Source organism: Pedobacter sp. AJM (genome assembly GCF_002197755.1).
Taxonomy (GTDB): Bacteria; Bacteroidota; Bacteroidia; order Sphingobacteriales; family Sphingobacteriaceae; genus Pedobacter.
Genome location: NZ_NHOT01000021.1, coordinates 1 through 20,396 on the forward strand (window position 1 = coordinate 1; position 20,396 = coordinate 20,396).

Genomic DNA, 20,396 nt, shown 5'->3' on the forward strand with positions numbered 1-20,396 from the left:
GATACTTTCACGGGAAGTTTAAGCCGTTTGCCAGGCGAAAACGTGGGAACGTATGCCATCAACCAGGGCACATTGGCACTAAACGGTAACTATACTTTAACTTATGTAGGTGCTGATTTAACGATTGGCACAAAAACAGTGACGGTAACGGCAGCAGCGAAAAGCAAAACCTATGGTGACGCTGATCCTGCATTGACCTATACCTTTGCTCCGGCATTGGTGGGTACCGATACTTTTACCGGTTCCTTAAACAGATTACCTGGCGAAAACGTAGGAACTTATGCCATCAACCAGGGTACGCTTGCACTTAACGGCAACTATACTTTAACTTATATTGGTGCTGATTTAACGATTGGTGCGAAAACAGTGACGGTAACCGCTGCAGCGAAAAGCAAAACCTATGGTGATGCTGATCCTGCATTGACCTATACCTTTGCTCCGGCACTTCAAACTGGCGATAGCTTCTCTGGAAGTTTAACCCGTTTGCCAGGCGAAAATGTAGGTACGTATGCAATTAACAAGGGTACACTCTCACTCAACGGCAACTACACTTTAACTTATATCGGTGCCAATCTGTCCATTACTAAATCTGTACTCACTGTTATGGCAAGCAATGCGGTAATGTGTCAGTCAGATGGTTTCCCAACCTTTGGCGTAACTTATACTGGTTTTAAAGCAGGCGATACTGAAAGTTCATTGAGCACAAAACCAGTTGTCAGCACTACAGCCAATAGAAATACAGCCGGTAATTATGTACTTGTGCCATCTGGTGGTTTATCAAACAACTATAGTTTTGTATATGTAAATGGTACATTAACAATCAACGCTGTTCCATCGGTAAGTATTGTGAGCAATAAAGGTGCTGAAATCAGTAAGGGCGAAACAGCAGTATTAACGGCCAGCGGTGGCACTACTTACAGCTGGTTTAGCGCTAGTGGGATGATCAGTGGACAGAATATGGCTTCTCTTACCGTTCGTCCGGCTCAAACTACCACGTATACCGTTCAGGTTACCAATGCCAGTGGTTGTAACAGTTCAGCGTCGATCACCATTAAGGTAACTGAAGATTATAAACTGGTTGCAAATAATATCTTAACGCCAGATGGAGATGGTATAAATGATACCTGGATTGTGCAGAACATTGATATGTATCCGAATAATGAAGTCAGGATATTTGATCGCAACGGCAGGGAAATGTATAGTAAAAAAACGTATGATAACAGCTGGAACGGAACCATCGGAGGTAATAACCTTGCTGAAGGTACCTACTATTACATCATTACCTATGGCCCAAATAAACTAGTACAAAAGGGATTTATCACGATTATCAGAAACCGTTAAGAAAATGAAAAGGATGAAAACAACAATAATGATAATGGCTGCTCTGATCGGTTTTTCAAAAGTAAAAGCGCAGACTAGTCCATTATTAAACCAATATTTTAACAATACTTATCTTGCTAACCCGGCCATGGCCGGGCTGGCAGAAGGTGCAACTGCAGATCTCACCTTCCGTTCACAGTGGAATAATATTCCTGGCGCCCCTATCGTACAAAATCTCAGCGCCACTTATGGCTGGGAAAGAGTAGGTGTGGGATTAAATATGAATCTGGATAAAGCAGGCTTGCAAAGGCAAACGCGAATCCTGGCAAGTTATGCTTATCATCTTCCACTTAATGAGTCGGCTAAACTGAATTTTGGTTTGTCTGCAGGGTTTATGAATCAACGGGTTGATATGCAGGATCTCATCGGAAATCCAAACGATCCACAGGTTGGAGCTTATAATAGCGACCATAAAACTTATTTTGATGGTGATTTCGGTATCGGAATAACCTCACAAAGTTTTAATGTAGATTTTGCATTGGTGAACCTTAAAAATTATTTCAAAAAAGATAATTTTAAACTGATTAACACGCCGGTTATTTATGCCTCTACCGGGTATATCTTTCATCTTGGTGAAAACTTGCTCCAGCCAAAGGTTGCCTATCGTTCCTTTACAGATATAGCTGACATTGTTGATGTTGGTGCACAATTTGGTGTTGCCAATCAACAGGTATTATTCACTGCAATGTACCACACCAGCAAGGCTGCAAGTTTTGGTGTTGGATTACATTACAAAAAGAAATACAACATTAATACGGCATATACCACGCAAACCGGTGCCTTAAGTGGTTATACTGCTGGGAGTTTCGAGATTAATCTTGGTATCAATTGGTAAAACACCCAAATTACCCGATTAGTTACCAAGGGTTAACATATTGATACTATAAACTTAAATTTACAATGGCCACAGCATAAGCGGTGGCCATTTTTATTTCAGTCAGTTCAGTTGCTTTGTAAAAACCAAACTCTTTTCGTGTATCAGCAATTGTGACTAAACTTAGCAGTCTATAAATTCTAAAAAACAGTTGGTAAAATCAATACGCTGAAATGTTAGCCCTATAAACTTATTTATTTTCCGATTTAAAAGCACTTATGTAAATGAAGGTAAAGAAGTATTTATAGTCAGGATGGAATTTATTTTTCAAAACAAATTTGATTTGGCTAAGGTTATCTACAGTAATAATATCAGATCCAGTTGATTTTTAAACGGATCATCATGTGTAACTGATTATTTTCAAAAGGATGTCATCATCACTTTGTTTTTCTGTCAAAACTTGTAAATTGCAGTAGTTAAGGGAAACAATTTGTCAGGTCATACCAGCAGAAAAATCCTTACACTAAACCGACAAAGTTTGAATGCTGATAGCGTACTCCATTTGAAAGTACTTTTAAAACCATTTAAACAGATATTACGTAGATACTTATCAGAATAAGCCTGTTAAAGGCAACAGTAATCTTACACAAATTTTTGGGTTCTCAGCAGTATTAACCACTGTTTATCTACCCACATGGCGCAATTGTTGATAAAATAAAAAAAACAGTACCCTCTTTTTATAATTATTTTATAGTTTAGGGACGTAGCTGTTAAGAAAGGTATTATGGAAGCAAAATTTTCACCGCAGGTTAAAGATGTAATCTCTTTTAGTAGGGAGGAAGCGCTCCGTTTAGGGCATGATTACATCGGAACCGAGCATTTATTATTGGGCCTCATCCGCGAAGGCGATGGCATGGCTATCAAAATTTTAAGGTCATTAGGAGTTGATACAGGTAAATTGCGCCGTTCAATTGAAGATGCTGTTCGCGGTACTTCGAGCGTTACTGTAAATTTAGGTAACATCCCTTTAACAAAACAGGCAGAAAAAGTTTTAAAAATTACTTACTTAGAAGCTAAGATATTTAAAAGCGATTTAATTGGCACCGAGCATTTATTGTTGTCGGTTTTGAGAGATGACGACAATATCGCCTCTCAAATTTTACTGCAATATGGAGTTACTTATGATGTCTTTAAACAGGAAGTTGAAGTAAATAAAAATGGCTTCAGAGATGATATTTCAAACAGCGCCTCAACAGGTGGTGATGATGATTATCGTGAAGAAGAAAGCTTCAGTACACCAAAAAAAGTTTCAGACATCAAATCTAAAACGCCGGTTCTTGATAATTTCGGTCGTGATCTTACAAAGGCTGCAGAAGAAGGCCGGTTGGATCCAATCGTAGGTCGCGAAAAAGAAATTGAACGTGTATCTCAGATTTTATCCCGTAGAAAAAAGAACAATCCAATTTTAATCGGAGAGCCTGGCGTAGGTAAATCAGCTATTGCCGAAGGTTTAGCTTTACGTATTGTTCAGCGGAAAGTTTCGCGTGTGCTTTTTGGCAAGCGTGTAGTTACTTTAGATTTAGCATCCTTGGTGGCAGGTACAAAATACCGCGGCCAGTTTGAAGAGCGGATGAAAGCTGTCATGAATGAGCTGGAGAAATCTACCGATGTGATTCTGTTTATTGATGAGATTCATACCATTGTGGGTGCCGGTGGTGCATCAGGTTCACTTGATGCCTCAAATATGTTTAAGCCGGCATTGGCCAGGGGTGAAATTCAATGTATCGGTGCTACTACTTTAGACGAGTACCGTCAGTATATTGAGAAAGATGGAGCCTTAGACCGTCGTTTCCAGAAGGTAATGGTTGAACCGGCTACACCAGATGAAACAGTAGAAATTTTAACCCGGATTAAAGATAAATACGAGGAGCATCATGGCGTAACTTATACTGATGAAGCTATCCAGGCTTGTGTAACTTTAACTTCACGTTACATTTCTGATCGTTTTCTGCCTGATAAAGCAATTGATGCTTTAGATGAGGCTGGTTCAAGAGTACACCTAACGAACATTCATGTACCGCAGAACATTATTGATGTTGAGGCTAAAATAGAAGATATTAAGCTGGAGAAAAATAAGGTTGTCCGCAGTCAGAAATATGAAGAAGCTGCAAAACTCCGTGATACGGAGAAAAATTTAATTGAAGAATTAGATAAAGCGAAAGCAGAGTGGGAGGCAGAAACCAAAACCAAACGCTATGAAGTTTCTGAAGATAACGTAGCAGAGGTCGTGGCTATGATGACGGGCATTCCGGTTCAGCGTGTGGGCCAGACGGATAGTCAGAAACTGTTGAATATGTATGATAAAGTGGCCGAGAAAATTATCGGTCAGGATGATGCGATTAAGAAATTAACCAAAGCCATCCAGCGTACCAGAGCAGGATTAAAAGATCCGAAGAAACCAATTGGTTCATTCATTTTCTTAGGTCCTACCGGTGTTGGTAAAACAGAACTTGCAAAAGAACTGGCTCGTTTCATGTTTGATAGTGATGATTCACTGATTCAGATTGACATGAGTGAATATATGGAGAAATTTGCTGTCTCACGTTTAGTGGGTGCGCCTCCGGGATATGTAGGTTATGAAGAAGGTGGACAGTTAACGGAAAAAGTAAGAAGAAAACCTTATGCCGTTATTTTGCTGGATGAGATAGAAAAAGCACATCCGGATGTATTTAATATCCTTTTACAGGTTTTAGATGAAGGTCAGTTAACTGATAGCTTAGGTCGTAAAGTTGATTTTAGAAATACAATCATCATCATGACCTCAAACATTGGTGCCCGTCAGTTGAAAGATTTTGGGCAGGGTGTTGGTTTCTCTACTTCAGCAAAAACGAACCAGGCAGAATCTCATAGTCGTGGGGTGATTGAAAGTGCTTTAAAACGTGCCTTTGCGCCAGAGTTTTTAAACCGTGTAGATGATGTTGTGGTGTTTAACAGTTTAGGTAAAGATGAAATCTTCAGGATTATTGATATTGAACTAAAAGCTTTATTTGGCAGGGTTCATACTTTAGGATACGAGATTGCTTTAACTGAAAATGCAAAGGATTATATTGCCGATAAAGGTTTTGACAGTAATTTTGGTGCCCGTCCATTGAAACGTGCAATTCAGAAATACCTGGAAGATCCGATTGCAGAAGAAATTCTGAAAGGTGAATTATCTGAAGGTGATGTGCTGGAAATCGATTATGATAAAACCACAGAACTGATTTCAGTCAATCATAAGAAAGGTGAAAAGAAAAAAGAAGAGCCAAAAAAAGAAGAAGATTCTTCAAATAAATAATTTAAACTCCCGATGGAAATCGGGAGTTTTTTTTGCTTTATGTGCAGGTAAACAGTGATTTGTGGAATGAATACAATTGTCCGTTATTGCTGATTTAATTTTATAGCTTTCTTTCCAGAATAAAAAATAACTCTCCGAACATTAAATGATATAGTCAATCATATTTTAGTTTCAATAGCGAGTAATACTGTAGCATTACCTTGTCATTCATTTTTATATTCTGAGATGATAACCGATATATTTAATTTGTGAAGAGGTAATTGATGATGTTTGTTGATCTATATCAATATAAATAATTGAAATATATAAACAATGTGTATTTCTGGTCATACAAAATGCATTGATATATATAATTTTTATTTTATATTTGCGTCATGAGAACCACTTTCGCTCTTTTGCTCATATCTTTATTAGGTATTTCAACACACATTCAGGCACAAACTAGCCTAACAGCTAATAATAGCTTCATTTCAATTCAAAAACTCGCTGATACCCGTATTAATTTTAATAAAATACTCATAAAATCGCGTCATATTCAAGCTGCAAATCTACCCCAATCAAAATATATTTTTAATCATCCAGGTTTACACAGGGTGAATATAGAGGGTTTAAACTTTGTTGTAAAAAACAATGCAATTATTGCGATAGAGGAATTTATTTTATCAAAAGCGGCATTAAATATGATCAATGATCGCCTGATGGTATTGGATAAAATGCAATATGCTTATAGTGAAAGTTCAAATCAGGGATATTTGGAAGGTGAAAAAAATACTTCTTTGGCCTTTAACAATGATCGCCAGTTTTTCTCTGTATTAAAAAACCTGAAAGATACCCTTAAAGAGATCAGTAAAATGGCTAATGATCATCAAAATACAGCATCTGTTGAACTGAGTCTGGCGAAATGGAAACAACCAAAAATCGACTGGGAATTTTACTGTCAGATTGTGGAAAGAGAAACAAAATCTCAGTTAAGTAAATAATTTTCAGTGAAGAACTGAAGCGTAGATTTTAACAATATTCACGGGATAAATTCAGAACTTTCATTTCCTTTAGTTAAGCTGCATCAATTCTTTTAAAGCCTGATAATACCTTTCATAGTTTTGAGGATCTGTATTTAGGAATAAAAAGGGTTCAATCAATTCCAGTTCCATCAACAGAAATTTACCGCTCACAAAAGTTCCATCAACCCGGGCATAAAGACAATTTTTGGCAAAGCGTTTTACATACGCTGCTGCAATAGCAATTAAGGCCTCGTCAGGGTTTTGAGGATAAACCGATCCACCGTGCGATGGCTGTACCCTGAAATCGCCTGTTTTAGCTTTTTTGATTAAACTATGGCTATACAGGCCGTTAAAGAAAATAAGTGACCATTCACCATTATCAACAATCTCCTGCAAAAAAGGCTGAACAATAAAGTTTTCGTTTTGAATCAATCTGTTGAGTGTTTCATTAATTTCCATAACATTATCTTCCGTAACCTTGAATGTGTTTTTTGCACCACCGCTTATGCAGGGCTTTACAATCAACTTCTTTGTTTTAAAAATCTGGAAAAAATCCGCCAGTTTCACCACTGTATTTTTATCTAAGTAAATACCAGGGGTAGTGCTCAATCCTACTTCTTCTATTTCTTTTAGGTATGTTTTATCCATATTCCACCGCACAATGTCAATGGGGTTAAGCAATCTGACCTTCTTATCTTCCAGATGGTTGAGCCAGGTATGAAAATCATCAACTAAATCAAAATAATCCCAGGGAGATTTAAGTATTGCCAATTGATAGTTTTCCCAGTTTACTTCCGGATCATTCCAGATCACCAGCTCTATATTTAACCTCTTTGCCTTTAGAAAGGTTAAAAGACGGTCATCTTCACTTTCAACGGTTTGACTATCATATGCCCCTTTATCCTGATAGGTTACTAATGCTATATTCATTTTCAAAACTAAATTTATATCCTTATACGACCAAAAAAATTAAAATAAAGACATCTGATCACTGGGTACTTTAAACAGAGAATGATCAAGAATAATTTCGTTTGTATTGAGACCGTTTAGCCTGCAATGTAACTTAAAATTATCTTTGATCATTTTTGCAATGTTTCCCTCTCCCCGCATCCGATCACCAAATCTGCTGTCATTTACATTACCACCGTGGCAACTTTGTATCATGTGCCAGACTTTATCAAAGCGGTCAGGAAAATTTTTATGCAGCCAATCTTCAAATATTTGCCCAATGGCTCCGTTTAATCGTACAATTGTATAACCCGCTTTAACTGCACCTGCGTCTGCAACAGATTTTAATATTTTTGGAATCTCATGATCGCTTAATCCCGGAACAAGTGGAGCAACCATAACACCTACCGGTATTCCGGCTTTGCTGAGCTGATCAACGACTTTTAAACGTTGCTTTGCTGTAGTGGTTCTGGGTTCCATTAGCTGGCGTAAAGTTTCATTGAGGCTATTAATCGAAACATAAACCATGCACAAATTTTGTCTGGCCATTTCCTGCAAAATATCCAGATCCCTTAAAATCAATGCATTTTTAGTGATCATACCAATGGGTTGCTTATATTCCAGTGCGATTTCCAGCAATTGCCTGGTGAGTTTAAATTTGCGTTCGGCAGGTTGATAGCAATCTGTATTTCCAGATAAGGATATGGTAGCGGCATCCCATCCTTTCTTTTCTAAAAATTTTTTAAAGAGGGTGGGCGCATCTTTTTTAACAATAATTTTCCGCTCAAAATCCAGTCCGGCACTGTAACCCCAGTATTGATGAGAATTACGGGCATAGCAATAGGTACAGCCATGCTCACAGCCCTGGTAGGGGTTTAGTGAATAGGCCATCCCAACATCCGGACTATCTACTTTGTTCACAATGGTTTTAGAATTTTCAAAAACGAAGGTAGTTTTACGATCGGTTTCTTCCCAATCATCAATTCCTTCATCATGTTCCTTCACATAAACATCTTTTAAAAATTTGTTATGTGGATTAAGCTGGGCACCCCGCCCCCTGAAATATTGTTTTTCTTCCTCGTCAGACATAAGTATAAAATTACTAATATTTTTAGTAATTACGCTCGATGTTGAAAAGATGTTAATTTTTATTATTCTTTTTTAGGAAGGGGAATATAATCCATTGGCACCATGTCAGCGACTTTTTCATAGGCCCAATAGCCTTCATAAAGTAGCGAGCGGGAGTCGTAAATACCTCCATTTTCATAAAAACGTACGCCTTCACTCATTAGGTTGGCCACTGAAATTTCATTTTCAGGTACATCCAAAGGTCTGAAAATCCAAAAACCGGTTTTAGAATAAGCCAATGATTCCTTTTCTTTCGTGTACTGGATCAGTAAGGCATCTGTATAGCTGATGTATTTCAGGTTTTCATTAAAAGGATGTACTAAAGTGTCAGTAAGTACTTCAGCCCTTGAAAATTTATCGATTGTTTTGGGCATTTCTTTTTGCTTGGTCCAGAAAGAAAGTAAAGCCGTATCTATTTTACCTGCTGTTTTTCTGATCCCAGTTTTTTCGGGAAGTGTTTTTATTTTTTCCAGGTTGGTATTAATTACATATTCAGGATAACGGTTCGGATTAGGTATTTTAATCATTTTATTGATGATAAAACCCTCTTCCCTGGTTTTATTCGCATAGAGCGACCTGAAAAAATGCTGTGATGATCCGTAATAAGCAATTTCTCTGGCGGCAATATATTTTTTCTTCTTTGCTGCCGAGGCTTTTAACTCTTCAAAAAATGGGTGGCCGGAATAGTAAATAATGCGTGTTCTGGAGTTGTATTCAAAATGGTCAAGCATGTATTTTAACCGGTAGCCTAACGCTTTATTCTCCACCACCAGAAATTCGGTTGTGGAGACGGTTAATGTACTTTTGGTAATATCGAAATCTACATTTAAGACCTGAGGATTCAGTATTTTGCATTGCAGCGCGTTAGGCGTTTTGCCGATAAAAAATTCCTTGAACTGGTTAATGTATTTTTGCCGGTTAGGATCAGCGCGAACTACAACTTCATCCAGCTGCGCCACATTTTCCTTTAACACGAGATCAACCACAACTGATTTATCGGAAACAATTACACTTTTTGAGTAGGGGAGGTAACCTACGATTTGTACAAGTAAATCATAACTTCCAGGCTTTAAGTTTGAAAGTTTAAATTTTCCATCATTATCCGCAACGGTAGCAATTTTGTAGCCACTCAAATAAATACTTGCACCAGGCAATCCGTCTTTATTGTCTCTCACGGTCCCGCTAATGGTAAATGTATTCTGAGCAATGACATGAGTACCTATGATGATGAAAACCAGCGATGCCAAAAGGCTTTTAATCATAAGTGCGAATGTAACCAAAAGCAATAATATTCTGATTGCAAGTGAATGATTTTAACAAATTTAACGCGTGCTATTATCTCCATTTAAGGGCATATAATCCATTGGTACACTGTCTGCAATTTTCTCCCATGCCCAGTATCCAGAAAACAGCATACTTCTGGGATTGTAGATTCCGCCATTTTCATAAAAATAAAGCGGACTTACCTGTAAAGTGATGGATGATGCCTGATGATTTTTCATATCGGGTGGCCTGGATAAAGACATGCCAATAGCATTGCTAAATGAGAGATCCTCCTTTTCCTTGGTATAAGATATAAATAGCTTATCTGTAAAGTTAATTTTTCTGATATTGGCATTTACCTTTCTAACCAATGTATCTTCCACTACTGCAGCTCTGTTTAGTATTGCAATTTCAGCTGGCAGATTTTTCTTTCTTATCCAATAATTCAATGAATCATCTTTATTGAGATCAATGGTACCTGAATGGATGCTTTTTTTAGATAGTCGCCTGATATTTGCCTGGATCATACTGTCGGATGGTTTCTCAGGATTGGACCTTAATATTAATTTATTAATCATGAAGCCTTCAGTAGCCGCTTTCTTTTGGTAAAGGGATTTAAAAAAGTGTTGTGGTGAACCCCTGTAGGCGATTAAGCGTTTCTTTTCCCAATTTCTTTTCTGTCGCGAAGAGCCTTTTAAATCATCATAATATGGAAAACCCTCATAATAAATGATATTGGATTTATAGTCAAACTGAAACAGGTTGAGCAGGTATTTAATCTGATAACCCAGTGCTTTATTCTCTATGATCAGAAACTGATTGGTTTTTACGGTTAACCTGGAATGTTCTTTTTCATAATCAATTATTAATACATTGGGATTAATAAGCCTACATTTTTTGGCATTTGGTGTGGTTCCAATAAAAAAATCTTTAAATATGTTGAGGTAATGTTCACGGTTTGGATCAGGTTTAATGGTTACTTCAGCGAGTTGCGTTACGCTTTCTTCCAAAGTGAAAGTGGTATTAATGGATTGATCTGCGATGATTACATTTTTACGCAATGGTTTATAACCAATCAGTTGCACCAGGATATCATAATTTCCGGGATTTAAACGCATTGTAAACTTCCCTTCCGGATTGGAAACGGTGGCCATCTTATAACCACTCACATAAATGCCAGCTCCCGGCAGTGCTTCACTATGCCGGTCTTTAACCATACCGGTTAAATTAAACTGCTGAGCAGTGCAGGTAAAAATAAAAATATGTAGAAAAAAGAAAACGCAAAACCATTTCATCTTTAAAACTAATATTTTAGTTTTAAAATGGCAAATGCCATTATTATTTTATCAGGCTAACAATTCTTTTGCATTTTCGATGGCAGAAGATCCCGGATTTTTACCGCTTAACATTTCAGCAATAATACCAATCCTTTCGTCTTGTTTTAATTTTCTGATTCCGGTAGTAGTTTTTCCTTTCTCATCATTTTTATAAACAAAATAATGAGAGTGGCCTTTTGCTGCAATTTGAGGTAAATGGGTGATGGAAATCACCTGCATGTTTTCACCGAGAACCGATATCACTTCGCCAACCTTTAAAGCTGTTTCACCCGAAATCCCGGTATCAATCTCATCAAAAATGATGGTTGGTAAGGAAGTATGTTTGGCCAGTAAAGTTTTTATGGCGAGCATGAGGCGCGAAAGCTCACCGCCTGATGCTACTTTATTAACAGGAGCAGGTGCTTGTCCGGCATTGGCACTAAACAATAAATGAATTTCATCCAGGCCATCCTTATTTAATTCAGTCAGTTTATTTTGATCCAGTACCAATTTTGCATTCGGCATACCCACTTTTCTTAGTGTATTACTGGTTTCCTGTTCTACCACTTTAATGGCCTTTTTACGGTTGGTACTGAGCTGTTCAGCCAGCTTTTGTAATTCCTTTTTTAAGGCGTCGATCTCTTTTTGTAAGCTTTCAATGTTTTCATCTGAAGAAAGCAGCTGGTTAAGGTTTATTTCCAGCTGTGCTTGTATTTCTAACAATTCCGTATTACCGGCTACCCTGTGTTTCTGCTGTAAAGCATAAAACAGGTCTAACCGCTGCTGAACAATTTCCAGGCGATCTGCACTATGTAAGGTATTTTCTTCTATGCTGGAAAGCTCCTGCGCAATATCTTTAACTTCAATAATGGATGAGCGTAAGCGTTCAAAAAGTACATTAATGGCCGGATCAAATTTTTCAATGGCCTGTAATTGCAATGATGCTTCTTTCAGCATTTGCAATCCTGAGGGTTCACCTTCATTCAATAATCCTGCTGAAGTGAGTAAAGCCCTTTTAATAGTCTCTGCGTGCGTTAAACGTTCCAGCTCCAGTTCCAGTTCTTCTTGTTCTCCCTCTTTAATGCTGGCCTGCTCCAGTTCATTAAATAAGAATTGTTCGTAATCTTGCCTGCTTCTGGCTTCAGTGGCGTCACTGATCAGTTTTTGTAACCGATTATTTCCCTGTTTTAGTCGCTTAAACCCGGTGCGGTACTCAAATAACACCGTTTGATGGTTGGCTAGTGCATCAACAATCAACAATTGAAAGTCTGCATTATTGATTTCTTGTGTCGCATGCTGAGAATGAATATCAATCAGCCTTTCGCCGATTTGTTTTAATATAGAAAGGTTAACTGGCGTGTCATTAATAAACGACCTGGTTTTTCCATCGATGGATATCTCCCGGCGAAGGATGGTTTCATTTGCAAAATCAAGATCATTTTCTTCGAAAACTTCAAGCAATTTTTGATCAGCCAGGAGAAAATTTCCTTCTATAACACATTTTTTATCCTGGCTAAAGAAATATTTACTTTCAGCCCTTTGCCCCAGAATAAGTGAAAGTGCGCCGAGTATAATGGATTTTCCGGCACCGGTTTCTCCTGTGATAATATTTAAGCCTTTATCAAAATCAATATCAAGACTATCAATTAATGCGTAATTACGTATAGAAATTTTTTGTAGCATAACTACAGCGAAAATACTAAAAAGTTATTTCAAGCAGGCCATTCCAAACAAAAACAGCGAAGATTATTCTTCGCTGTTTTGCCATTGTTTGTTTGGTTAGTTGGTTTTAGATTTTTCTGTTTTTTCCTTTTCTATTTTCGCTTTCAATTCCTTAACCTCTCTATCAAATTTTTCTTTCAACTTTTTATATTCTTCAGTCTGTTTTACTTTATTATTGGTTTGATCATCTAAATAATATACGGAACCATTTGTAATTACCATGCTCCGGCCTTTGGTTAATGAATCAGCATTGATGCCTGGTAATTTGGAGAATCTTTTGGCATCCGGATATTTTGTCTGGTCCAGATCAGTCTCCATCCTGAATACACTGGTATTCATTTTAGCTGCCATATCTTCTCCCATTTTTCGCCACTTTTCTTGTGCTTCAGGTGATCCATATTCCTTTGCAATATCTTCACCAAATTTTTTCCACTTTGCCTGCTCCTCCGGAGAGTTCATTTTAAGGGACATTTCTTCTCCCATTTTTTTCCACTTTGCCTGCGCCTCAGGCGATCCATATTCTTTGCGTACATCTTCTGCAAATTTTCTCCATTTTGCCTGTTCTTCAGGAGAATTCATTTTCTTTTGCATATCATCACCCATCTTTTTCCATTTAGCTTTTGCCTGTGGAGAATTGTATTCACGGGCGATATCATCTCCAAATTTTCTCCACTTTTTCTGTGCTTCAGGGGATTGAAATTCTTTATATAATTTCGCTTTAAAAGTAGAATCTCCGTAAGTAAATGTGCTATCCCTGTTTAAGCTGATTAAATTTCTAACTCCTGCAAATTCATCGGCATAGATGCTTTTTTTCAGACTATCAGGTACATCCTTTATGGAATTATATTCAGTTCTTTTCCCATTTGCATCAACAGTTACAATTTTCATTTTCCGCTTTTTGGTAGTATCCTGAGGCATTGTAATGCTTTCTATAGCCTTATTTAGGCTAGCCATTTGCGTTTTTAGTGCTTTGTTAATTTCTTTCTTTTTTTCGCTCGGATTAATCCATGCGATGGAGAACAGGCAGGCAACGCCCAGTGTTAAAGCTGCCATTTGCTGTTTAGCATTCAAATAATTTGTTTTCATGTTGGTGATTCTTTTAATGCGTTGATACAAATTCTGTGTTTTGCCGGTGGCTGCTAAAGCATAAGCCGGGCTTTTATTATCTTTCAGTAATTCAAGTTTAAGTAGGGCATGAGCATAATTTAAGGGTTTACCAGTGATCTTCACTACCAAATCATCGCAGGCGTGTTCGCGTTCAATATGAATAAATCTTCCGGCCATCCATACAAAAGGGTTATAAAAAAGGAGTGTTTCAATAGCTGTTTTAATCAGGTTGAGTAAAAAATCATTTCTCCTGATATGCGAGAGTTCATGAATTAAGATCGCTTCTACCTGATCATGATCCAGTTGGTTTACCAGTGCAATCGGGAATAATACTACTGGCTTCAAATAGCCGATCACCAGCGGGACATTTACTATTGATGATAAATCAAAGCGGATATCTTTTTTAATGCCCATAGCAGATTTTACATGCTGAAATATCAGCTTCCAATTTTCAGGAATGGCGCTTAAGCATTCCTTTTTTAGTTTTGAAAGCTGATAATAGCCTTTTGCAATAACAAATAGCTGTAAAAGAATCCCAATGATATAAAAGACCACTACAACGGGGAAATACTGCTCTGCCTTACTGCTGAAAGTTTGCGGCAGGTTTTTCAGATATTGATCAAACTGCAACTGTTGAGGCTGGGCCATTGCCAGATTTGTTGTTTTATTTAGCATTAGTTGTTCACCCATATTATAGCTAAACGCAAAAAACATCAAAATTATAGCCGCAAAAGCCAGATTGTGCCTATGTTTAGATGCCAGTTTTGGTAGTGTCAGCAGCACGATGAATAAAATGCCATAAATAATGGCACTTTGCCAGAGTGAGTTTAATATACTCCAGCCCATTGCTTTGATAAATTGTGGTATTAAAGTTTCCATATCAATGGTTTATTTGAACGAATAATGATCTTTACTATAACCTAATTGTTTTCACTAATGACTAATGACTAATGACTAATGACTAATGACTAATGACTAATGATTACTTCAGGCTATCCAGGTATTTTTTAATCTCATCAATTTCGTCGGCACTTGTTTTATGATTACCCAAAGCCTGCATGACCAGGCGTGCGGCTGAACCATTAAAAACATTGTCGATCATTTTATTTACCAATTGTTTTTCTGTTTTATCCTGGTTAACCAGTGCTTTATAAATGTGGGTTTTCTGGTTGGTATCTCTTTCTACCAGTCCTTTTTCATGCATGATCTGCATCAGCTTTAGTGTAGTGGTATAGCCGGAATCCTTTTTATTTAATGCTTCATGCACTTCTCTTACTGTTGCCCGACCGTTTTGCCATAGTACCTGAAGGATTTCCATTTCACCTTCGGTAGGTTTGATATTATGAATGCTCATATGTTACAATGGTATACGAATTATTTCGTATTCAAATGTACGAAGATATTCGTATAATGCAAATATTTTTTTAATTGTTAAATTGGTTAATTGCCAAATTGTTTATCTGAAAGGAGAAGTATATAAGCAGAAAGCCATTAGATAGAAATGTGCATTGATGTAAAAGTATTCGTACGGAAGCGGTTAATCCGGACATAAGGCGATGGAATATCTGTTCAGTAGGGATCTACTTACCAATTCCGTAGCTTACTCATTCAAAGAATTATTTCTTTAATCCTTCATACTTGCCGATATTTGCAGGATCTATTTCTGCCAGCATGTTATAGGCTTTTAAACGCTCCTGCATATTTAATTTGGACAATACATTGGTTACTTCTTCTGCTTTTGATGCAAAGTATACATTGGGAAAAATGGAACCCAGCTTTTGTTTATCCATTTGTTGTAGGGCTGGAAGCGCTGCAACAATTTGAGTAATGCCTTTATCATTATCGGTTAACTGATCCAGACCATTCAGGTGATAGCTGTAAATAAAAGCACGAAGCTCACTGAAAACAGGATTGAGTACATTTTCATTAAACCAGAAGCGGTTTCTTAACCCATCGGCAGCTTTCCAGCCGGCATTACCGGAGGCCTGCGCCAGGTTAATGATATTCTGGGCTTTCTTATAATAGGTGGTTCCACCCATTTTAGCAAAACTATCCTTATCTAAACCTATAATGGTATAGGCATAATAGGATAGTAGGGCACTTATATTAGAGATATAATTTTGATCTGAAAAATCGATGGTAGCACCATCATTGTAACTAAAGTCGAAATTTTTATCACTCATGTTCAGCAGCGTACTGTTATATGAGCTATTAAAAACCGGCCTGCTACTTTGGATTTGTGCTTCAGCAGTATAGCCCGATCCGCCATCCCAGGAGTTAATGGTGATCACAAAGCTGCAGTCGATCCGTTCTGTTGGTTTATAACTTTCCGAACTGAATTTATTGTTATTTAAAAAATCGCGTATGGTTCGCTGAAGTGCATCTACCGTAGGTTTGCTGATGTTGGAAACCTGTGGTGCCAAAATGGTTACCCTGGCATTTAATTCCTGAGCCTGTAGTTTACCAAAGCCTGCCAATAACAATATCCAGAGAATCCTTTTCATTATTTTAAGATTTTTAAAATAGCAGTGCAAATATCCTTGGCAACTGCTGTCTTGGATTTCATCTCAAAAACAGTACGTTCCAATGCTTTATTAAAAATAGTAATTTTATTCGTATCAGATTTAAATCCTGCACCTTTATCATTAAGCGAATTTAACACCACCATGTCAAGGTTTTTCTGCGCTAGTTTTCCTTTGGCATAATTTTCTTCATCATGAGTTTCCAAAGCAAAACCAACTAAAATCTGATTTGCCTTTTTGCTTTTCCCTAAGGTTGCTAAAATATCAACGGTTTTTTCTAATTCCAAAACCAGGCTATCTGCTTGTTTTTTAATTTTCTGATTGGCGATCACTTTTGGACGGTAGTCGGCAACTGCGGCACACATGATAGTAATATCCATTTCTGAAAATATGGAAGTAGAGGCATTTAGCATCTCCTGTGCGCTTAAGATATCAATTCTGGTTAAGATTTGATTTTCCTTCTGCGCTGTTGGTCCCGCGATTAAAGTAACCGATGCACCGAGTCTTGCCAGTTCATCTGCCAATGCGAAGCCCATTTTACCGGAGGAATGATTTCCGATAAAACGAACCGGATCAATAGCTTCATAGGTAGGACCTGCGGTTACCATTACTTTTTTGCCATATAAAGGCATAGAATGTTTAATAGCATGATCCAGGAATGAAATAATTTCTTCAGGTTCAGCCATTCTGCCTGCACCATAGAGCCCACTCGCCAGTTCTCCATCACCTGGTTCAATGATGAGGTTACCAAAACTTTGGATTTGATGAATATTGGTTTGCGTTGTTTCGTGCTTCCACATGTCTAAATCCATTGCAGGGGCAACATAAACAGGACATTTAGCAGACAGATATACAGCAGTAAGCAGGTTATCGCAAATGCCGGTAGCCAGTTTGGCCAGCGTATTTGCACTAATGGGTGCAATGAGAATTAAATCAGCCCAGAGGCCTAATTCAACATGATTGCTCCAAACACCCGTTTCCTCATCAAAGTACTGGGTATAAACCGGATTTTTAGAAAGCGTGGCAAGGGTAAGTGGCGTAATGAAATTAGCGCCATCAGGAGTCAGAATAACCTTAACGTTTGCGCCAGCTTTTACCAAAAGCCGGACCAGGAATGCCGACTTGTAAGCAGCGATACTACCGCAAACGCCAAGGATTATATTTTTATTTTTAAGCATTGAGCAAAGAATTTAAAGCATAGGGCAGAGGGCGTGTGCACAAAACGCTTTGCTTAAAACTCCATGCACTATACCACTATTACTTTTGTTCTTTAGCAGGATTTCTGTGATAAATTTTATTGTTTAAAAATTCATCTATTGCAACCAAAACCGGTTTAGGCATGCGCTCATAGTGCTTGCTGATTTCAATTTGCTCACGATTTTCAAATATCTCTTCCAGGTTATCATTGCTTGATGCAAATTCTGCTAGTTTACCATGTAACTCTTCTTTAACGTTGTTTGAGATTTGATTGGCTCTTTTTGCAATCACTACTAAAGATTCGTATAAATTATCGGTAGTTTTATCTAGATCGTGTACGTTTCTGGTAACTGTAGTATTTGGTACAGCGGGTTTGTTAGTATTCATGTATGACTTATTTTTTAATATCTGTATTATCTGCGTTAGTTGGTTTTGTAGAAAGGGTATCTTTAACTTTACCAGTTCTGATCAGCATTTGCTTGTATTTTTCCTGATCGGCAGCATATAGGGCAAGCTCTTGTTTCGTGGCTACGATTCCCGCTTCCACATCTGATTTTACGAGTTTAGCATCTTTTATAAATTTACTATCAGGATGATTTTCGGTAAACTCTGTATATAAGGCTAAAGCTTCATTATAGCGGTCTTGCTGACGAATAACATAACTGTTTTTGGCATATAGATATTGCGCCTTAATCATCAGGTAGTCCATTTCCTCAGCATATTTAATATCTGGATAATCACGTTGAGCATTTCTCAAAGCAATAACGGCCGCTCTGTAATTATCTACATTACTCGGCCCTGTTGTTAAATACATTTTAGCATTTTCGAAAGCTTTGTCTTCCAGCTTTCCTCTTAAAACAGTGATGTATTTTCCGGCTGCTGCAGCTCTTTCGCTTGTAGGATATAAATTGATAAATAATTGTAAAGCATCAATGGCCTTATAAGTGTTTTCCTGGTCTAAAGAAAAACTTGGTGATTCCAGGTAGTAGCAATATGCCCCCATATAGCGGGCTTCTTCTGCATTTTTACTGGCCGGGTAAGTTTCAGCAAAGCTTTTGAACTGATATCTTGCAGTAGTATAATCACTTAATCTATATAAGGTATAGGCGTAATAATAGTTCAGGTCTTCAGCCTCGGCACGGCCACGGTATTTCTGAGAAAGATCCTCAAAAAGTACCAATGCTTTGCTGTAATCTCTTTTATTATATAAGCGAAGCGCCTCCTGATACTTTTTAGCCACATCATTGCTAGCCCTCAATTTCTCAAAACGACTTTTACAGCCCGCAAAGCCTAATGCGGCAACAAATACTAAAATAATTAAGTGTTTAACTTTAAACATTCTGCAAAGATAATTAATAATACGATAACATCAATAAAAACAATTCGCCGCTAAGCTATGCAAAGCAATTCAGTACATATATACAGTTAACAATTTTTAACAAAAGTTTGTCATCTATATTATCATCCCGATACTTAAGACCGCGTGAATTCAAAGTTAGCTCATGTTTGGGTCACTCTCTGCTCGGGTACGATTGTCATAAGCCCGACCAAGCCCCCGACTAACTCCCGATTTAATTTGTCGTAATCATTCACTTAATAAGGATTTTCCTGCTATTGTATATAATAGAATTGTCGTTGATTTGTGTTATACTGAAATAAGTTTAAACCAGCTACGAATTTGATTAGTGGCCTTTTAGTGTTGATAAGGATATTTTCGGCTATATGTAGCAAGCGGGGCTATAATATATATAATAGTGATTGTATAGGAGGGCTGTTATTTAATGTTAAGCCTTATGAGCCATTATTGATTACAGTATCCTTTATTATATTTTGCTCTTATTAATAGGATATCAAATCTTCCTTTAATAATCACCTTTACCGTCTCTATGTTCTCTACGCCTCTATGGTTTAATATAACTTGATCTGGTCTTTCTTCCTGAAAACCGCGCTTGCAAACACTCCTGATTTAAAAATGTTTTATTTATTTTGATTTTTTATGGATGATTTACAGCGGGTTATGTTTTTAGGGAGAAAAAAGGGTTGGGATGGGTTTGCTGGGGTATGATTTTTTGCTACCTTTGCATCCCGCTTCGGAAGAAAGGGCTAGGGTTGAAAAGCGTGTTGATGATGAGTGTAGGGGGATAAAGGGAGTAGAAATTATTTCAAATAAAATTTGCGGAAGTAGAAAAGATCATTACCTTTGCAGCCCGGTTCGGAAGGAACGGGGAGCTGGTTTTAAGGACTGGCAGATTGAAGGGTTGGAAAGAAAAGAAGGACGAAAAAATAAAATTATTTTATTTGGAAGTTCAGAAAAGATTTCTACCTTTGCACTCCCAACCGAAAGGGAAGGGAAAAAAGAATCAGGTGGCGGATGTCATGATGATTATCAAACGAGATTGAAACAGACGAAAAACAAGCTAAGACGAATACGACTTAAGCGAACTGAAGTCTGAAGATATATAAAAAGGGCAACCGTGAGGGATTAGCCTGATAAGTTCTTAAAAGAGATGTCAATGTAGCGAAAGCGGGTTTAATGAAGTACTGATCGAAGTACATGATTAAGTAGCTTTATTTTAAAGGTGATGTCTAACAGACAAAACAAAAGAAGACTATTTTTAACAATAGTTAAAACTGGTCAGAATCAACAACATTTTACAATGG

General features: G+C 37.5%; 16 protein-coding genes. 5 read left to right on the plus strand and 11 right to left on the minus strand.

The features are described 5' to 3' along the window. The 4 genes from CBW18_RS20825 to CBW18_RS20840 all read left to right on the plus strand — a co-directional run. Positions 1 to 1,341: MBG domain-containing protein (locus tag CBW18_RS20825; RefSeq protein WP_140418738.1), on the plus strand; the 1,341-nt coding region annotated here is incomplete at its 5' end. Between the two features lie 28 nt (positions 1,342 to 1,369). Beyond that, entirely contained in the window at positions 1,370 to 2,215 is an 846-nt protein-coding gene (locus tag CBW18_RS20830; protein WP_088303312.1) for a PorP/SprF family type IX secretion system membrane protein, read from the plus strand. Positions 2,216 to 2,978: 763 nt separating this feature from the next. Continuing rightward, a complete protein-coding gene (locus CBW18_RS20835) occupies positions 2,979 to 5,531 on the plus strand; it encodes an ATP-dependent Clp protease ATP-binding subunit (RefSeq protein WP_088303299.1) in 2,553 nt (850 codons plus the stop codon). Positions 5,532 to 5,905: 374 nt separating this feature from the next. Further along, a complete protein-coding gene (locus CBW18_RS20840; protein ID WP_088303300.1) occupies positions 5,906 to 6,511 on the plus strand; it encodes a hypothetical protein in 606 nt (201 codons plus the stop codon). Between the two features lie 69 nt (positions 6,512 to 6,580). Here CBW18_RS20840 and CBW18_RS20845 read toward each other — a convergent pair whose 3' ends face one another. From CBW18_RS20845 to CBW18_RS20895, 11 genes are all read right to left on the minus strand, one after another. Then, positions 6,581 to 7,462, minus strand: a complete 882-nt coding sequence (locus CBW18_RS20845; RefSeq protein WP_088303301.1) for a RimK family alpha-L-glutamate ligase — start codon at positions 7,460 to 7,462, stop codon at positions 6,581 to 6,583. Between the two features lie 39 nt (positions 7,463 to 7,501). Further along, complete coding sequence (locus CBW18_RS20850; RefSeq protein WP_088303302.1) at positions 7,502 to 8,569, minus strand: PA0069 family radical SAM protein; 1,068 nt, start codon at positions 8,567 to 8,569, stop codon at positions 7,502 to 7,504. Positions 8,570 to 8,631: 62 nt separating this feature from the next. Continuing rightward, positions 8,632 to 9,870 (minus strand): carboxypeptidase-like regulatory domain-containing protein, encoded by a 1,239-nt coding sequence (locus CBW18_RS20855; protein WP_088303303.1) that lies wholly within the window; start codon positions 9,868 to 9,870, stop codon positions 8,632 to 8,634. A 60-nt stretch (positions 9,871 to 9,930) separates the two neighbouring features. Beyond that, on the minus strand, positions 9,931 to 11,166 hold the full coding sequence (locus CBW18_RS20860) for a carboxypeptidase-like regulatory domain-containing protein (protein WP_088303304.1): 1,236 nt from the start codon (positions 11,164 to 11,166) through the stop codon (positions 9,931 to 9,933). A gap of 51 nt (positions 11,167 to 11,217) precedes the next feature. Continuing rightward, entirely contained in the window at positions 11,218 to 12,870 is a 1,653-nt protein-coding gene (gene recN / locus CBW18_RS20865) for a DNA repair protein RecN (RefSeq protein WP_088303305.1), read from the minus strand. 96 nt (positions 12,871 to 12,966) lie between these two features. Then, a complete protein-coding gene (locus CBW18_RS20870) occupies positions 12,967 to 14,895 on the minus strand; it encodes a M56 family metallopeptidase (protein WP_088303306.1) in 1,929 nt (642 codons plus the stop codon). 103 nt (positions 14,896 to 14,998) lie between these two features. Beyond that, positions 14,999 to 15,370: a BlaI/MecI/CopY family transcriptional regulator gene (locus tag CBW18_RS20875; RefSeq protein ID WP_088303307.1), complete on the minus strand. Its 372-nt coding sequence runs from the start codon at positions 15,368 to 15,370 to the stop codon at positions 14,999 to 15,001. Positions 15,371 to 15,632: 262 nt separating this feature from the next. After that, positions 15,633 to 16,520, minus strand: a complete 888-nt coding sequence (locus CBW18_RS20880) for a DUF4835 family protein (RefSeq protein ID WP_322974987.1) — start codon at positions 16,518 to 16,520, stop codon at positions 15,633 to 15,635. Continuing rightward, entirely contained in the window at positions 16,520 to 17,716 is a 1,197-nt protein-coding gene (gene coaBC / locus CBW18_RS20885) for a bifunctional phosphopantothenoylcysteine decarboxylase/phosphopantothenate--cysteine ligase CoaBC (protein WP_088303308.1), read from the minus strand. Before coaBC ends, CBW18_RS20880 begins: the two co-directional genes overlap by 1 nt. A 79-nt stretch (positions 17,717 to 17,795) precedes the next feature. Continuing rightward, positions 17,796 to 18,122, minus strand: a complete 327-nt coding sequence (locus CBW18_RS20890) for a DNA-directed RNA polymerase subunit omega (RefSeq protein WP_088303309.1) — start codon at positions 18,120 to 18,122, stop codon at positions 17,796 to 17,798. A gap of 7 nt (positions 18,123 to 18,129) precedes the next feature. Continuing rightward, entirely contained in the window at positions 18,130 to 19,074 is a 945-nt protein-coding gene (locus CBW18_RS20895; RefSeq protein WP_088303310.1) for an outer membrane protein assembly factor BamD, read from the minus strand. 706 nt (positions 19,075 to 19,780) lie between these two features. Here CBW18_RS20895 and CBW18_RS20900 point away from each other — a divergent pair. Beyond that, a complete protein-coding gene (locus CBW18_RS20900) occupies positions 19,781 to 20,188 on the plus strand; it encodes a hypothetical protein (RefSeq protein WP_088303311.1) in 408 nt (135 codons plus the stop codon). The last annotated feature ends 208 nt before the right edge of the window (positions 20,189 to 20,396 follow it).

Bases quoted from the DNA above. Each gene is read 5' to 3' on its own strand.
- CBW18_RS20845 (WP_088303301.1), bottom strand. From the start codon at position 7,462: ATGAATATAGCATTAGTAACCTATCAGGATAAAGGGGCATATGATAGT.
- CBW18_RS20870 (WP_088303306.1), bottom strand. From the start codon at position 14,895: ATGGAAACTTTAATACCACAATTTATCAAAGCAATGGGCTGGAGTATA.
- CBW18_RS20900 (WP_088303311.1), top strand. From the start codon at position 19,781: ATGGGTTTGCTGGGGTATGATTTTTTGCTACCTTTGCATCCCGCTTCG.
- coaBC (WP_088303308.1), bottom strand. From the start codon at position 17,716: ATGCTTAAAAATAAAAATATAATCCTTGGCGTTTGCGGTAGTATCGCT.
- CBW18_RS20840 (WP_088303300.1), top strand. From the start codon at position 5,906: ATGAGAACCACTTTCGCTCTTTTGCTCATATCTTTATTAGGTATTTCA.
- CBW18_RS20835 (WP_088303299.1), top strand. From the start codon at position 2,979: ATGGAAGCAAAATTTTCACCGCAGGTTAAAGATGTAATCTCTTTTAGT.
- CBW18_RS20830 (WP_088303312.1), top strand. From the start codon at position 1,370: ATGATAATGGCTGCTCTGATCGGTTTTTCAAAAGTAAAAGCGCAGACT.
- CBW18_RS20890 (WP_088303309.1), bottom strand. From the start codon at position 18,122: ATGAATACTAACAAACCCGCTGTACCAAATACTACAGTTACCAGAAAC.
- CBW18_RS20875 (WP_088303307.1), bottom strand. From the start codon at position 15,370: ATGAGCATTCATAATATCAAACCTACCGAAGGTGAAATGGAAATCCTT.
- CBW18_RS20850 (WP_088303302.1), bottom strand. From the start codon at position 8,569: ATGTCTGACGAGGAAGAAAAACAATATTTCAGGGGGCGGGGTGCCCAG.
- CBW18_RS20895 (WP_088303310.1), bottom strand. From the start codon at position 19,074: ATGTTTAAAGTTAAACACTTAATTATTTTAGTATTTGTTGCCGCATTA.
- CBW18_RS20880 (WP_322974987.1), bottom strand. From the start codon at position 16,520: ATGAAAAGGATTCTCTGGATATTGTTATTGGCAGGCTTTGGTAAACTA.
- CBW18_RS20860 (WP_088303304.1), bottom strand. From the start codon at position 11,166: ATGAAATGGTTTTGCGTTTTCTTTTTTCTACATATTTTTATTTTTACC.
- CBW18_RS20855 (WP_088303303.1), bottom strand. From the start codon at position 9,870: ATGATTAAAAGCCTTTTGGCATCGCTGGTTTTCATCATCATAGGTACT.
- recN (WP_088303305.1), bottom strand. From the start codon at position 12,870: ATGCTACAAAAAATTTCTATACGTAATTACGCATTAATTGATAGTCTT.